The organism is Ruminococcus sp. FMBCY1 (assembly GCF_023921805.1).
Taxonomy (GTDB): domain Bacteria; phylum Bacillota; class Clostridia; order Oscillospirales; family Acutalibacteraceae; genus Ruminococcoides; species Ruminococcoides intestinale_A.
In genome coordinates, this window is the sequence record NZ_CP074197.1 from 2280878 (window position 1) to 2296872 (window position 15995).

12 protein-coding genes are annotated in these 15995 nt (G+C 39.0%); all 12 read left to right on the plus strand.

The features are described 5' to 3' along the window. Positions 1–284: 284 nt before the first annotated feature. Positions 285–554, plus strand: a complete 270-nt coding sequence (locus KGF34_RS11255; RefSeq protein ID WP_252559157.1) for a hypothetical protein — start codon at positions 285–287, stop codon at positions 552–554. 15 nt (positions 555–569) lie between these two features. Next, on the plus strand, positions 570–1307 hold the full coding sequence (locus KGF34_RS11260; RefSeq protein ID WP_252559161.1) for a hypothetical protein: 738 nt from the start codon (positions 570–572) through the stop codon (positions 1305–1307). A gap of 426 nt (positions 1308–1733) precedes the next feature. Continuing rightward, positions 1734–3602, plus strand: coding sequence for a nucleoside-diphosphate sugar epimerase/dehydratase (locus KGF34_RS11265; RefSeq protein ID WP_252559163.1), 1869 nt, complete (start codon positions 1734–1736; stop codon positions 3600–3602). 34 nt (positions 3603–3636) lie between these two features. After that, positions 3637–5466 carry a glutamine--fructose-6-phosphate transaminase (isomerizing) gene (glmS, locus tag KGF34_RS11270; protein ID WP_022234436.1) on the plus strand — a complete coding sequence of 610 codons (1830 nt, stop codon included), beginning with the start codon at positions 3637–3639 and terminating at the stop codon, positions 5464–5466. Between the two features lie 229 nt (positions 5467–5695). Further along, on the plus strand, positions 5696–7654 hold the full coding sequence (locus KGF34_RS11275; protein WP_252559166.1) for a hypothetical protein: 1959 nt from the start codon (positions 5696–5698) through the stop codon (positions 7652–7654). Between the two features lie 15 nt (positions 7655–7669). Then, positions 7670–8941 carry a dihydroorotase gene (locus tag KGF34_RS11280; protein ID WP_252560226.1) on the plus strand — a complete coding sequence of 424 codons (1272 nt, stop codon included), beginning with the start codon at positions 7670–7672 and terminating at the stop codon, positions 8939–8941. 35 nt (positions 8942–8976) lie between these two features. Further along, positions 8977–9954 carry an aldolase catalytic domain-containing protein gene (locus KGF34_RS11285; protein WP_252559167.1) on the plus strand — a complete coding sequence of 326 codons (978 nt, stop codon included), beginning with the start codon at positions 8977–8979 and terminating at the stop codon, positions 9952–9954. Between the two features lie 11 nt (positions 9955–9965). Continuing rightward, a complete protein-coding gene (locus KGF34_RS11290) occupies positions 9966–10301 on the plus strand; it encodes an ASCH domain-containing protein (RefSeq protein WP_252559170.1) in 336 nt (111 codons plus the stop codon). Positions 10302–10334: 33 nt separating this feature from the next. Next, positions 10335–11267, plus strand: coding sequence for an orotidine-5'-phosphate decarboxylase (pyrF, locus tag KGF34_RS11295; protein ID WP_252559173.1), 933 nt, complete (start codon positions 10335–10337; stop codon positions 11265–11267). A gap of 131 nt (positions 11268–11398) precedes the next feature. Further along, entirely contained in the window at positions 11399–12484 is a 1086-nt protein-coding gene (gene serC, locus KGF34_RS11300; protein WP_252559174.1) for a 3-phosphoserine/phosphohydroxythreonine transaminase, read from the plus strand. Positions 12485–12533: 49 nt separating this feature from the next. Continuing rightward, entirely contained in the window at positions 12534–13688 is a 1155-nt protein-coding gene (locus tag KGF34_RS11305; RefSeq protein ID WP_186935885.1) for a 3-phosphoglycerate dehydrogenase family protein, read from the plus strand. A gap of 179 nt (positions 13689–13867) precedes the next feature. Next, a complete protein-coding gene (locus KGF34_RS11310) occupies positions 13868–15967 on the plus strand; it encodes a SpaA isopeptide-forming pilin-related protein (protein ID WP_252559177.1) in 2100 nt (699 codons plus the stop codon). The last annotated feature ends 28 nt before the right edge of the window (positions 15968–15995 follow it).

The following is a 15995-nucleotide window of genomic DNA, read 5'->3' on the forward strand; positions in this document are numbered from 1 at the left end:
AAATACAAGGGAAAGAAAATCTGGTGGCAACTAATAACAAATTATAAAAATGGCAATTGGAACTGGATGAAATGCTTTTAATACATTGTCGGTTATAATGACGATGTTACTGCGTTTTTTGCAAAAGTGCAAAAGATATAAAAGAGGTGGAAAATTATTGAAATATAACGAATTATATCATACAATAGTAGTGTTTTTGTACAAGTCAATTTGATAGAAAAGGGGGAGAGAAGGAACTGTGTATTTCGATTTGTATAACCAAAATATAGGCAAACTTATGGAATATGAATAATGGACTTATAGTATATAGTTTCAAGAAAAAACAACCAGATGAAGTACCAGTACCAGTGCCGGTTCCTGAAGAAGAGAAATATGATAACTATGTATATGTTTCGCAATATCAACCATCACAAGAGATACAATTTTGGGGAACTGTAGCAGCTGTTCTTATAGTTGGAGGAACACTTGCAGAAGATGTGATTACAGGTGGTGGCGGAATTGCAGATGATGCCGCATCATTCTATCTTGCATACAGGTTGATGTTTGGACTATAACAAAGGAGATTTTTTATGTCGTTTAATTCACAATTTAAACTTATTTTTGGTGAAACATTTCAAACAGAGGGTTTTCGATATTGCTCAAAATTGAATGTTTTTGTTAAAATGCTCAATGAAGATTTGATGGCTTTTTTTGGAGTAAAAACAGCTCCGGCATGGAATAAAGGGGCAAAAGGATTTTTCCTTACTGCAGGAATTATTTCTACCTATCATTCCTCTATCGATAAAAAATCAATATTGTATGCTGGACAGGATTTAAATTCATTCCTTCCACGAAATGAAGCAAGAGTAAGTTTTGAATATACCGAAGATACAATGGAAGAGATTATTTCAGCGACGGCTTTATATGTGAAGGAACGTTTGATGCCTATATTCAATCGAGTTTATGATTTAGATTCTTTTATTGATTTTTTAAAGGAATATTCGATTAATAAATTGCGCACATGTGATACTTTTGAAGGGGAATCTCTTGTCTTGATTAAAACAGATAACCATGATGATTTTCAAACGTATTTCCAGCAGCATCTGGATGAATTATACGCACAAATTGATGCAGGAAATGTTGGTGATGGCTATACGAAAGAAATGGCTTATGATGATTTGTTTCATGGTATTATCGAAAGTATTGTATATCCTCGGGATAAAGTATATTCTGACAAGAGTTTATATAATGAGGCGCTGGAAGAGGCTGAGAGAAGAAAAAGTGAAAATATGAAAAAATTATATAGCTATCAAATATTGAAGAACTGATTACTATAGCAATTAATCAAATTGATTTCAATAATGGAAGTTTAGTGTGATTTCTTGATGATGAGTGTTCTGAACTTCATTTTTGAAAAAATTAAGCAATGACTATTGCAAGAGCAAATAAAGCAGAAAAAATAATTAAAGGTAGTCTTTTCTTTGTTTTCTTCATAAAAATGTCCTTTCTTTAAGAATAATGTTATATTGTTTATAAAATTATATTATATCTAAATTAAGTATTTGTCAAATTAGGTAAAAAAAACACATATTTTATCTACGCAAATAAGAAAAGAGCATTGCTTTGCAATTTGACAAAAAATTAAATTTGATGTATAATATTGTGTGTTAATTTGTATAATATTTTAAAATTAGACGATATGTTTGTATTAAATTTTATATAATCAGATAAAATTTGCAGGGGACAATTAAAAAATGAAAAAAATAAATTATCGTAAGCTTATTCTTGCTTTGGCTGATGTTTTTATTATTGTGGTAAGCGGTATTGTGCTTAATTTTGCTATGTCGCTTATATTTCCGGAACTTTCGGAAGCAAGCAGAGGACTGTTATATACAATAATAGTAAACTTAGCACTGTGTATGCTTATTATGTACGGTGCAGGTGCGTATAAAAGACTTTGGCGATACTTTAATGAAAAGGATTACTTGGTTTGCGGTTTGGCGATGTTCGCAGGCTTCGCTTTGGGCTATCTTATTATGTCGATTTTGCAGATACAGCAATCTGTTTTGTTTGTTACTTTATATGCAATTCTCGCAACAGGCGGAGTGCTCTTATTCCGATTTATATTTAAGCGTACTTTCCTTGATTTAACTGAAGTCGGCAGAGCGGATAATTGTGAGCGTACGCTTATTGTTGGCGCAGGCAATGCAGGCAGAATGATTCTTACCGAAATTCAGAATGCAAGTTATGACGAAAACAGTCCCGCACGCAATCTTATTGCGGTAGGTTTTGTTGATGATGATGAAACAAAACTTAACAGAAGCATTAACGGTGTGCCTGTTCTCGGTTTTTGCAGAGAAATTTCTAAGATTTGCAATGATAAAAAGATTACAAATATTATTGTGGCTGTTCCGTCTTGCGAAGAAGAGGAAAAGCGCAAAATCCTTGATTATTGCTCGGAAACTACTTGTAAAATCAAGATAATTCCTTATTTGAGCGAGCTTTTGTTTGACGATAAGCACACAGAGCTTATTTCACAGGCTAAAGAAATTAAAATTTCAGACTTACTTGGCAGAAAGCCGATTGAATTTGATAAAAAAGAAATAAAAGAATTGGTTACGGGAAAAATCTGTATGGTTACAGGCGGCGGCGGTTCTATAGGCAGCGAGCTTGTAAGACAGATTGCAAAGTATTCGCCTAAGCAGGTAATTATTGTTGACATATACGAAAATAACGCATATGATATTCAGCAGGAACTTGTGCTTGAGTACGGCAACAAACTTAATCTTGTAACTTTGATTTCATCTATCCGTGATTACGACAAAATGGAACTGATATTTAAAACATATCGTCCTCAGCTTGTATTTCACGCAGCTGCCCACAAGCATGTTCCTCTTATGGAAACCGTGCCGGAAGAGGCAGTTAAAAATAATATTTTCGGTACTTTTAATGTTGCAACACTTGCAGAAAAGTACAAAGCCGATAAATTTGTTATGATTTCAACCGATAAGGCTGTAAATCCGACTAATGTTATGGGTGCAACCAAAAGAGCATGTGAAATGATAATTCAGCACAAGGCTCAGCACAGCACTCATACCGAATTTGTAACCACTCGTTTCGGTAATGTTCTTGGGTCAAACGGTTCGGTTATTCCCTTGTTCAGGCGTCAGATTGAAAGCGGTTCACCTGTAACCGTTACTCACCCTGACATAATCAGATATTTTATGACTATTCCCGAGGCTGTTTCGCTTGTTCTTGAGGCAGGCGCTATGGCTCACGGCGGCGAGATTTTTGTTCTTGATATGGGTGCGCCCGTAAAGATTACAACTCTTGCCGAAAATCTCATTCGTATGTACGGCAAGATTCCATATAAAGATGTTCCGATTGTTTTCACGGGCTTAAGACCGGGCGAAAAACTTTTTGAGGAACTTTTGATGGACGAAGAAGGACTTAAGTCTACCGCAAACGAAAAGATATTTATCGGTAATCAGATAAATATCAATTCCGCAGAACTGCTCAAAAAACTTGATGAGCTTAAAGTTGTTGCTAACAGCAACGACAGCGAAAAAACGGTAGAACTTCTTGCGGATCTTGTACCTACTTTTAACCATAAGACAAACTGATATATTTATTCATCAGCAAAGGAGAGAATACATAATGTGTGGTATTGTTGGATATGTTGGACCTAAAGACTGCAGTGATGTGCTTGTAAGCGCACTCACAAAGCTTGAATACAGAGGTTATGATTCAGCGGGTATAGCTGTTTTTGGAAAAAACGGCATTGAAACAGTTAAAACAAAAGGTAAACTTAAAAATCTTGTTGACAAGATGGCAGTTGAGGGTAAACCGGAGGGTCATGTAGGTATAGGCCATACAAGATGGGCAACTCACGGTGAGCCGTCAGATGTAAACTCACATCCGCACAGCGGCGCAAGAGTTACCATTGTTCATAACGGAATTATTGAAAATTACATTGAATTAAAAGAATTTTTAACATCAAAGGGCAGAACTTTCCTCAGTGATACAGACACCGAGGTTGTTGCACAGCTACTTGATTATAAGTATAACGGAAATCCGCTTGAAACTATCGACAGCGTAATGGCTGAACTTAAGGGCTCTTTTGCTCTCGGTATTATGTTCAAAGATTTCCCGGACAGAATTTTTGCCGTAAGAAGAGAGAGTCCGCTTATTGTTGGCGTAGCTGACGGCGAAACCTTTATTGCGTCCGATGTTCCTGCAATTCTTAAATACACAAAGAATTACTATCTTCTCGACCATGATGAGATTGCTACACTTACAGCAGACGGCGTTTCATTTGTAGATGAGCACCTTGACCCTATCGAAAAAGAGTTAAAGGTTGCGGATTGGGATATGGAGGCTGCCGAAAAGGGCGGTTATCCGCATTTTATGATTAAAGAAATCAAAGAACAGCCGGAAGCTATCAGAACCACCGTTGCTCCGAGAGTAAGAGCCGGATTGCCTTGCCTTGAAGAATGCGGTATTACACTCGAAAAATTAAGAGAATTTAAATCAATTTCGGTTGTTGCCTGCGGTACAGCTATGCATGCCGGTCTTGTAGGTAAATATATTATCGAAAGTATTGCGAGAGTACCTGTTACAGTTGATATTGCGTCAGAGTTCAGATACAGAAATCCTATTGTAGGTGAAGGCGACCTTGTAATTATTATTTCGCAGTCGGGTGAAACTGCCGACAGCCTTGCCGCAATGCGCCTTGCAAAGCAGAAAGGAGCAACTACTCTTGCTATTGTAAACGCAAAGGGAAGTTCAATTGCACGAGAGGCGGATATGCTTATTTACACTCTTGCAGGCCCTGAAATTTCTGTAGCGTCGACAAAAGCGTATATTACACAGCTTTCCGTTATGTATCTTTTTGCCTTTGAGCTTGCTCTTGCAAAGGAAACCGTAAGCGAAGCAGAGTGCAAAAGACTTGTGTCTGCACTTCTCAAAATGCCGGAAGCTGTTAAGTATGTTATTGAAACAACAGAGGAAAAATGCAAGTATGTAGCGACAAAACTTATCACAACAGACAGCTTGCTCTACATTGGCAGAGGTCTTGACTATGCTCTTTCAATGGAAGGTTCGCTTAAACTTAAGGAAGTATCATACATTCACTCCGAGAGCTATGCGGCAGGTGAATTAAAGCATGGTACAATTTCTCTTATTGAGGACGGTATGCCTGTAATTTCTGTTGCAACACAGAGTGACCTTATTGCAAAAACTATCAGTAATATTGTTGAGGTTAAGTCGAGAGGTGCTATGAATATTCTTGTTTGCTCGGAGGCTTGTGCAAGAACTCTTGAGGACGGTATTGCGGATTATGTTATTAAAGTTCCGCAGACAGATGAACTTCTTATGCCGATTTCTGCGGTTGTTCCGCTCCAGATTCTTGCTTATTACACAGCGGTCAATAAGGGTAATGACCCTGATAAGCCAAGAAACCTTGCAAAATCAGTTACTGTTGAGTAATTTACAAAAATAAACATTAGAAATTTTATTTTAAAAACCAAGTGACGGAATGGCTGTCACTTGGTTTTTGTTTTCTTTATTGGAAAAAACGAACGCTTTAGCGCTTTAAATTTCAAAAAATTCTCTTAAAACACCGCCTTGCACTTGTATTTTTTACTTGTATTATGTATAATAATTGATGTATATGGATTTATTGACAGAATATTCTGTTTTTTCGGAGGCTTTTAGTATGACAGCTAAAAATATAAAAAAATTTTTTACAGCATTTGTTTGTGCGGCACTTGTTGCTTGTACTGCCGTTGTTTGCAGTGCGGCGGGCAGTAAAATACAGATTGAAAAACTTGATAATATGACAATTCAACTGCCCGACAATATGCTTGGCATAACAAGGGACAGCAAGAGTACCGACAAGTATTTTTCCGTTTTCGGACTTGATTATGACAAAACAATGTCTGATTTCAAGAGCAGTGATATTTTTATGCAGGCTATGGATAATCAGGCAACCACGACGGTCACGGTTACTATGACACGCAACGGTGACAGCGAGGGTATTAAGAATTATAAACTTCTTTCGGACGAAAAGCTTTATGAAGTGAGAGAAAGCTTTATTTCTCAAGAGGAATATATCAGTTGCACACCGGATCAGGCGCAAGACCTTGTATGGCTTATATTTGACCTTAATGTAGAGAGCGGCAGTGACAGAATCAAGACTTATCAGGCAAACACCGTTTATGACGGAATGAGTATTAATATTACTATTCAGCATAACGGCGGCGATGTTACATCTGCCGATTATCAAACTTTAAAGTCAATTCTTTCAACCGTTACTTTTAATGCAAAAGCTGACCCGGAAAGCGACTTTACAAAATATGTTTACATAGGTATAGTTGCTGTTGTTATTATTCTTTTTATCATAGTTATGATTGCAGGTAAAAAGACAAGAAAGAAAAACAAAAAGAGCAAAAACGAAAAAATTTTGCGTGAACTTACCGATAAATACAAATCAAACAATAAACCTGTAAAAAAATTACAGGAAGATGATATTGTCAGCATTCATCAGGCTTATGATGAGTTAAAAGAAGAAAACAACGACATAAGCAGTGGCAGAAAAGACGATGACCTCTTTGACGATTACAAGGACATTGACGAAGAAGAAGTAAAGGTTAAGATTTACGAAAAGCCGACAGTTTCGGATTATGAAATTGACGAAATAGTAAATGAGAGCAAAGAAAGGCTTAAGAATGAGGGCGCAGATGTTGAAGTAATAGAAACAAGTGCCGAAAAACTTGAGCCGCAGGAAGTAATTGAAGACCGACTTGAAGAGGCTAAGGAGGATTTACAGACCGAAGAGGTTGTTCAAACCGTGGCTGTTGACGAACCCGAAGATGAAAACGATGCTGAAGAAAACTCGGAAATAACCGAGGAGGCAGATGCGGATGCTACCGATACAGCCGTTGAAAATCAATCGGTCGAAGATAAAGAAAACGCTGACTTTGAAATTGAATCGGAAGAAAAAGTAATTTCGGACGACGGAAAATACGAAGAAGCTGCACAGGCAGAAATTTCAACAGAAGAAGAACCGACAGACGAAATAGAAGAAACAATTGAAGAAGTTGAATCTGAATACGAAGAAGAAACGGAAGATGAAGTCGAAGAAGAAAACGAGGAAGAACTGAGAAGAGAGGCTGAAAAAAATACAGCCGATGATTTTGATGAAGGTTATGATTTCTTTGAGGAAAAGCCGAGAAGAATTGTAGGTATCATTGATGTTGACAGTTCAGACCTCAAAAATGCGGTCGATTACGATGTTCTTTCAGAGGAAGAAAAGCGTGCCGTAGAGGTTGAAACCGCTGTGGATAACGATAAGACAGAAAGCTTTATTGCGGCTGCGGAAAAAGCAGGTAACGGAATAAAGAATTTCTTTGTACACTGCGGATATTTCTGCACAAATGTTTCAAGACTTATAAAGCGTAAGCATGCTGCTAAAAAGCGTAAAAAAGCTGAACTCGAACGCAGAGAAAGAGAGCGTGTGAGAAAACAGCAGGCTGCGCAAAGGCGTGACGGCAACGGTCTTGTAAAGGTACACAGCGCCACACAGAGAAGACCGCAGCCTAACGGCAGAGCATCTCAGTCAGCTCGCAGAACACCAAACAGAAAACCACAGCAGAACAATAACAGAAGAAAGTAATCAGAGGTGATTAAAATAAATACTTTAGTAATTAAAAACGCACACATAGTTTCACCGTCAGACGGACTTGACAAAGTTGCCGATGTTCTTGTAAAAGACGGCAAAATCACAAAAATTGCAGAGAACATCTCTACAGAGGGCAATGTGATTGATGCAGACGGCTTAACACTTATTCCGGGTATTGTGGATATGCATGTACATCTTCGTGACCCCGGTCAAACTCACAAAGAGGATATTATAACAGGCTGTAAAGCAGCTGCTGCGGGCGGTGTTACAAGTTTACTTGCAATGCCTAACACAATTCCTACTACGGATAATGCCGAAACCGTAAAATATATTCTTGACAAGGCAAAGAATGCCGACGCCAATGTTTATGTGGCAGGCAGTATTACAAAGGGACTCAAAAGTCTTGAACCGACCGATATTGAAGAACTTAAATCAGCAGGTGCAATTGCTCTTTCGGATGACGGCAGACCGGTTGAAAACACAAAGTATTTAAGCGAGGCAATGAAAAAAGCTCCGCAGCTCGGCATGACGGTTGTTGCACACTGCGAGGATCTTTTCCTTGCAGACGGCGGTAAAATCAACGGCGGCGAAGTAAGCAAAAATCTCGGCGTAAAGGGTATTCCTGCCGCAGCAGAGGATTGCGGTACCGCAAGAGAAATTGCACTTGCGGCGGCGCTTGATGTGCCGATACACATTTGTCATGTCAGCACAAAGACAAGCGTTGCACTTGTAAGAGATGCAAAGAGAAGAGGGGTTAAGGTTACGGCAGAAACCGCACCGCACTATTTCTCAATGACAGAAAAAGAATTGCTTGCAAAGGACGCAGATTTCAGAATGAATCCGCCTCTCCGCACACATGAAGATGTTGTTGAAATAATAAGCGGTCTTAAAGACGGTACGCTTGACGCTATTGCAACCGACCACGCACCGCATACACCGGAAGAAAAGTCCGATTTTGAAAAAGCACCGAACGGTTCTATCGGTATGGAAACTTCATTTGCGGTATCATACACATATCTTGTAAAAACAGGACTTCTTACAATTTCGGAGCTTGTTGAAAAGATGAGCACAAATCCTGCCGAAATTCTCGGAATCAATGCAGGACATATCAAAGTCGGTGTGCCTGCAGACCTTGCACTCGTTGATTTGAACGAAGAATGGGTTGTTGATGTAGATAAATTGCACGGCAAGAGTAAAAATACTCCTTTCAAGGGCAAAACGCTCTGCGGAAAGGTTAAATATACAATTTTGGGCGGAAAAACCGTATTTGAAGATAAATAATCGGAGCGCTCGCAGATTAAAGGAGATTTGGCAAAATGGCACAAAAAGGTGATTTGTTATCAGTAAGAGAAGATATACGAGTTGTTGACGCTACAATTCGTGACGGCGGACTTTGTAATAATTTTGAGTTCCCCGACGAATTCGTAAAGGCTTTATACAAAGCAAATGTTAAAGCCGGTGTTGATTATATGGAGTTCGGCTATAAGGCATCTAAGGAACTTTTCAACGAAAAAGATTTTGGTAAGTGGAAGTTCTGCAACGATGACGACATAAGAGAAGTTGTTGGCGAAAACAATACAGACCTTAAGATTGCAGTTATGGCTGATGTTGGCAGAACAGATTTTAAGAATGACATTCTTCCAAAGAACGAAAGTCCGATTGACCTTGTAAGAATTGCAACATATATAAACACAATTCCTGCGGCAGTAGAAATGATTGAGGACTGCGCAAAGAAAGGCTATGAAACCACAATCAACATTATGGCTGTTTCAAAGGCGAGAACAGAGGATATTATTACAGCTCTTGATATTCTCGGCAAAAGCCCTGTAAACGCATTTTATATTGTAGACAGCTACGGCGCTTTATATCCCGAAGAATCAAGAAAACTCGCAGAGTTATATTGTTCATACGGTGAGAAGTACGGCAAGTCAGTCGGTATTCATGCACACAACAACCAGCAGCTTGCTTTCGCAAATACTATTGAGGCTATGACACAGGGTGTCAGCTACCTTGACGCAACAGTAGACGGTATGGGCAGAGGTGCAGGCAACTGCGCACTTGAGCTTCTCTTAGGTTTCCTCAAAAATCCTAAGTACAAGGTTGACCCGATTCTCAAGATGCTTGAGTATACACAGCAGTTCAGAGAAAGCGGAGTTAAGTGGGGATACGATGTTCCTTATATGCTTACAGGTCAGTACAACACTCACCCCCGTCCGGCTATCTCATTTGTTAAGGATGACAGAAAAGATTACACAAACTTTGCTCACGAACTTTTTGACATTATCAACAGCTGATGCAGCATATAATGAGATTAAATCCATCTCCGTTTGCAATGATTGAAAACAGAGAAAAAACCATTGAGTTAAGACTTAATGACGAAAAACGCAGACTGATTAATGTCGGAGATGAAATTACTTTTATAAATACGGAAGACAACCGAAAAACATTAAAAACGGAAATTGTTAATATTTATAAATTTAAGTCTTTTGAAGAATTATACGCTGATCTTCCTTTACTTAAATGCGGGTATACAAAGGAAGATGTAAAGACTGCCTCACCCGAAGATATGCTTGCATATTATTCGGCAAAACAGCAGGAAAAATACGGCGTATTGGGAATAGAGATAAAAGTAATATCGTAAGCGTTATTACTGAATTTAAAAGGAGAGTAAAAAATGGCATTTGACAGACTTATTGATAAAATCGCAGAAATGCAGAATCCTACAGTTGCAGGTCTTGACCCAAAGCTTGACTATGTACCTGAATTTATCAAAGAGGAGTGCTTTGCAAAGTACGGCAAAACTCTTGAGGGTGCGGCTGCCGCTTTGTTTGAGTTCAACAAGGCTCTTATTGACGCTCTTTATGAGGTAGTTCCTGCAATCAAGCCACAGGCTGCTTACTACGAAATGTACGGTTGGCAGGGCGTTAAGGCACTTGCAGACACTATCGCATATGCAAAGTCAAAGGGTATGTTTGTTATTACAGACGGTAAGCGTAACGACATCGGTACAACAATGGAGGCTTACGCTGCTGCTCACCTCGGATCAACCACAGTTGCAGGCGAAGAGGTAGAGGCTTTTGGTGCAGACGCACTTACAGTAAACGGTTACCTCGGCACAGACGGTATCAAACCGCTTGTTAATATCTGCAAGAGCGGTGATAAGGGCATTTTTGTACTTGTTAAGACATCTAACCCAAGTTCAGGCGAATTACAGGATAAGAAACTTGATGACGGCACAACCGTTTATGAGCAAATGGGTAAAATGTGCGAAGAGTGGGGAACAGAGCTTGAGGGCAAATACGGTTACTCGGGTGTCGGCGCAGTAGTAGGCGCAACATATCCTGAGCAGCTTGCCGAAATGAGAGCTAAATGTCCGCACACATTTTTCCTTGTACCGGGTTACGGTGCACAGGGCGGCGGTGCAAATGATGTTAAAAACGCATTTGATGAAAACGGTCTTGGTGCAATCATCAATTCAAGCCGTGGTATTATGTGCGCATGGAAAAAACAGGGCATTACCGAGAATGATTTTGCAAAGGCTGCTTACAACGAGGCGGTTCGTATGCGTGACGAAATTATCGGCTGCATAGGCAAAATTAAGAAATAATACAATAAATTGTTGTTTTTATGTATTAAACACAAAATATTGTTGACTTTGCTAAAAGTTGGCGGTATAATTTAATAGTCAGTATTAGTTAAAACTGTAAATAAAATATATTTTCAAGGGAGATTTTTAATATGGCAAGAGTATATAACTTTTCTGCCGGTCCTTCAATGCTTCCGGAGGCAGTATTAAAGACAGCAGCAGATGAAATGCTTGATTATCATGGCAGCGGACAGAGTGTAATGGAAATGTCACACCGCAGCAAAACATATGATAAAATCATTAAGGACGCCGAAGCTTTACTTCGTGAGATTATGAACATTCCTGACAATTACAAGGTTATGTTCCTCCAGGGCGGCGGTTCTACACAGTTTGCTATGGTAGCACTCAACTTTATGAACAAGAACAATAAGGCTGACTACATAATCACAGGTCAGTGGGCTAAAAAAGCTTACAAAGAGGCTGCTCGCTATGGCGATGCTAAGGCTGTTGCTTCTTCGGAGGATAAAACTTTCTCTTATATTCCTAAGACAGATAAGTCAATGTTCAGAGAGGACGCCGACTATGTGTATATTTGTATGAACAATACTATTTACGGTACTGTTTATCACGAACTTCCGGATACAGGCGATATTCCGCTTATTGCAGATATTTCATCTTGTATTCTTTCAGAGCCTATTGATGTAACTAAGTTTGGCGCACTCTTTGCAGGTGCTCAAAAGAATATGGCTCCTGCAGGTCTTACAATCGCAATTGTTCGTGAGGACCTTATCGGCAATGCTATGGATATTTGTCCTACAATGCTCAACTACAAAACTCACGCTGACGCCGATTCACTTTTCAACACACCTCCTTGCTACACAATTTATATTGCAAAGCTCGTTCTTGAGTGGATTAAGAACGAAATCGGCGGTCTTGACAAGATGAAAGAGCTTAACGAGAAAAAGGCTAAACTTCTTTATGACTTCCTTGATAATTCAGAACTCTTTAAGGGTACTGTTGTTCCTGAGGATCGTTCACTTATGAATGTTCCGTTCGTAACAGGCAATGCTGACCTTGATGCTAAGTTTGTTAAAGAGGCAACAGAGGCAGGTCTTGTAAACATCAAGGGTCACCGTACAGTTGGCGGTATGAGAGCTTCTATCTACAATGCTATGCCATATGAGGGTGTAGTTGCTCTTGTTGACTTTATGAAGAAGTTTGAGGCAGAAAACAAGTAATTTTTGCTCAAACAATCTGCTTTAAATAAAATAAAAGAGGATGAATACAATGTTTAATATACTTACTCTCAATAAAATTGCTGCCGTTGGCACAAGCCGCCTTGGTGACAATTACGCTTACGGTGACGATGTTCAGAATCCTGACGCAGTTCTCGTAAGAAGTGCTGCTATGCACGATATGCAGTTTGAAGATAATCTCCTTGCCATTGCAAGAGCAGGCGCAGGTACAAACAACATTCCTAAAGATGTTTGTTCAGAAAAGGGTATTGTGGTTTTCAATACTCCGGGTGCTAATGCAAATGCTGTTAAAGAGCTTGTAATTGCAGGTCTTTTACTCTCTTCAAGAAGAGTAATGGAGGGTGCAGACTGGGCAAAGACACTCAAGGGCAACGGTGACGCAGTAGGAAAGATGGTAGAAAAAGGCAAGAGCCAGTTTGTAGGTCCTGAAATTAAGGGCAAAACTCTCGGCGTAATCGGTCTTGGCGCTATAGGTATTCTTGTTGCCAACTGTGCCGTTGCACTCGGTATGGATGTAATCGGTTTTGATCCGTTTATGTCTGTAACAAACGCATTAAAGCTCAATCCTGCCGTTAAGCTTATGAAGAGCGGCGAAGATGTAATGGTAAACTGTGATTACCTTACAATCCATGTTCCTCTTACAGCTGACACTAAGGATATGGTTGATGCAGATATGATTGCTAAGATGAAAGACGGCGTTCGTATTCTCAACTTCAGCCGTGACGGTCTTGTAAATTCAACAGCTGTTCTTGAGGCTGTTAAGAGCGGTAAGGTTGCTAAGTATGTAACAGACTTTGCAACTGATGATATTATCGGCGAAGAGAATATCATTTGTCTTCCACATCTCGGTGCATCAACTCCCGAAAGTGAAGATAACTGCGCAATTATGGCTTGCGATGAGCTTAAAGAGTACCTCGAAAACGGTAACATCGTAAATTCTGTAAACTATCCTGCACTTTCACTTGCAAGAACAAATACAGAGAATGTTCGTTTCTGCGTAATGCACAAGAATGTACCTGAACTTCTTAAGAAGGTACTTTCAGAGGTAAAAGGCAATGTAGAAAATATGCTTTCAAAGAGCCGTGGCGACTACGCTTATGCAATTATTGATGTTGCAGGCGGTAACCCTGAAAACGCTGCTGCTATTGCAGCTATTGAAGGTGTAATCCGTGTTCGTGCTATCTAAAAGCATAATATAATGAAGTCATAGGGCGGCAGAGCTATTCTGTCGCCCTTTTAAAGTTTTGTTTTAATGTCCTATTTTAAATGTTGGGGTAACATTAATAGATTATGGTTTAACTCGTGCGCTAAACCATACTTTCCCACAATTTTTGATAAAGAATTTTTTTGAATTGAGGAATGAAAATGAGAGGAATAAAAAAATTATCTGCAATTACGCTGACTGCCGTGCTTGCATTTTCTTCTACAGTTACTGCATTTGGCGCAGAAGTAACAGAATCGGTTTCTTACAGCAAATGGGGCAGTAAAACCGTATGCGAAGCATTGGGAATAGATACTGCCGAATACTACAAATGGATTGTAAATCACGATAATGATTCAAGCAATGATTATCAGACTTACACTGTTTCTAAAAATTATGATTCATCTGTAGGTACTGATTATTATCTCGGTACAAAATATACATCGGGCGACCATCGTACACCAAAAGGAGATACCAAAGGGTACTTTAATACAGATTTATATTCACCAAACAGCGGATATTACTGTGTAGGTTACGGCAGACAAGACGAGCTTAACGGTTCATCGTACAAGCCGCAGATGAACTGCACAGGATTTGTATGGCATATACTTTACAAGTCGCTTGCAAATACCAAGGCACAAAAGGGTCAGTCGGTAAGCTATGCATACGCAAACACTCATATTCCGAGTTATTCGTATGCGGCTTATGATACGGGTCAGGATACATGGATTAATTGGGCGGGCAATAACAATATCAAGACATATTATTTTGACGGTACAAGTGCCATTAATAATGCATTGAACAGCGGAGTGCTTGAAAAAGGCGATATTATTTTTATGCTCGGTACGGCTGACGCTCATGTCGGTATTTTTTACGGCAATAATTCAAAAAATAACAAGTTCTGGCATTCTCAATATAAAAATGTAAATACAATCACAAATATTGAACCGAGGGGTACTTGCTACGGATTGTATGTATTTAAAACAGGTTGTTCAAACGGTATTGATCTTAATATTCAGCTTAACAGCACACAAAGCGGATTAAAGGGTACTTCATACGATTATTCACAGTTTGAATACACGGTTTATGCTGACTCGGCTTGTAGAAAGCCTGTCGGAAAAATTGTACCGCAGTCTGACGGATTCGGTGCATTTGGTTTGACGAGCAGTCAACAGTATTCTTCATCAAGTGCGGTTGCGAGAGGTGTGCCTGTTGCAAATACTTCTTATTGGTGCAAAGAAACAAAAACACCGAACGGGTATGTTGCAGACAACACGGTATATAAATTTGAAAAGTCTACATTGACATGGGGCGGTACGGAAAGATACTATGCAGGTGTAGCTGTAAATGAAAATAACCATAAATTAAGCAAAATAAACAAGACACCTAAAATAGCACTCCGTATTCAGAATGTGTCATCTTATTCCGAATTGACCGATAATAATGAAAATTATTCACTTAGCGGTGCGGTTTATGAAGTTTATAATTCCGATAACACTTTTTGCGGTTATATGAAAACAGGCGAAGACGGCTGGGTATGCGCAACCTCAAAAGAAAAAACCGACGATGTAAATAATATTAAATGGAATGAAAGTGCGTTCGATTCAGCTCTTTATATGCCATACGGTAATTATTACGCAAAGCAGGTTGTTGCTCCGAAAGGCTTTGAATTATTTTCTGACAGAATAATTCTTGATAATGTTTATCAATATACATGGAGCGGTCTTACGGTTTATTATGCTCAAGCTGAAAATACACCAATAAAGTTGGATACTTCGACAGTAAGAGTAAATCTTACAAATGAGTTTAAAGCCCCGATAAACTGTGCGGAGTTTGAATTGTTTTCAGATGTGGAATGTCAAAATCTTATTGATACGGCAATAACAGACAATAACGGTATAGCCGAATTTGCTAAGCCGTTACAGGTTGGCACTTATTATATTAAGCAGAAAAAATCAGCTGTCGGTTATTTTTACGATTCGGCAGTAACGGAAGTTGTTGTTAAAGAAGAAAATATCGGCAGTAATACTGACATATCGTTATTTGCAAAAAGCAAGGGCGATGTAAATAAAGACGGCAATATTGATATTACAGACAGCACGGTAATTCAGCTGTTTGTTGCAGGCGAAAAAGCAGAGGACGGTTCGGATTTTGTTGATATAAATGATACCGTCAGCTTTGATAATGCCGATATTGACGGCAACGGAATAATAGATATCAACGATATTACTAATCTTCAGATAATAATTTCAAAGAATAACTGATATTATTTAGTGAAAACTTCCTTTGACA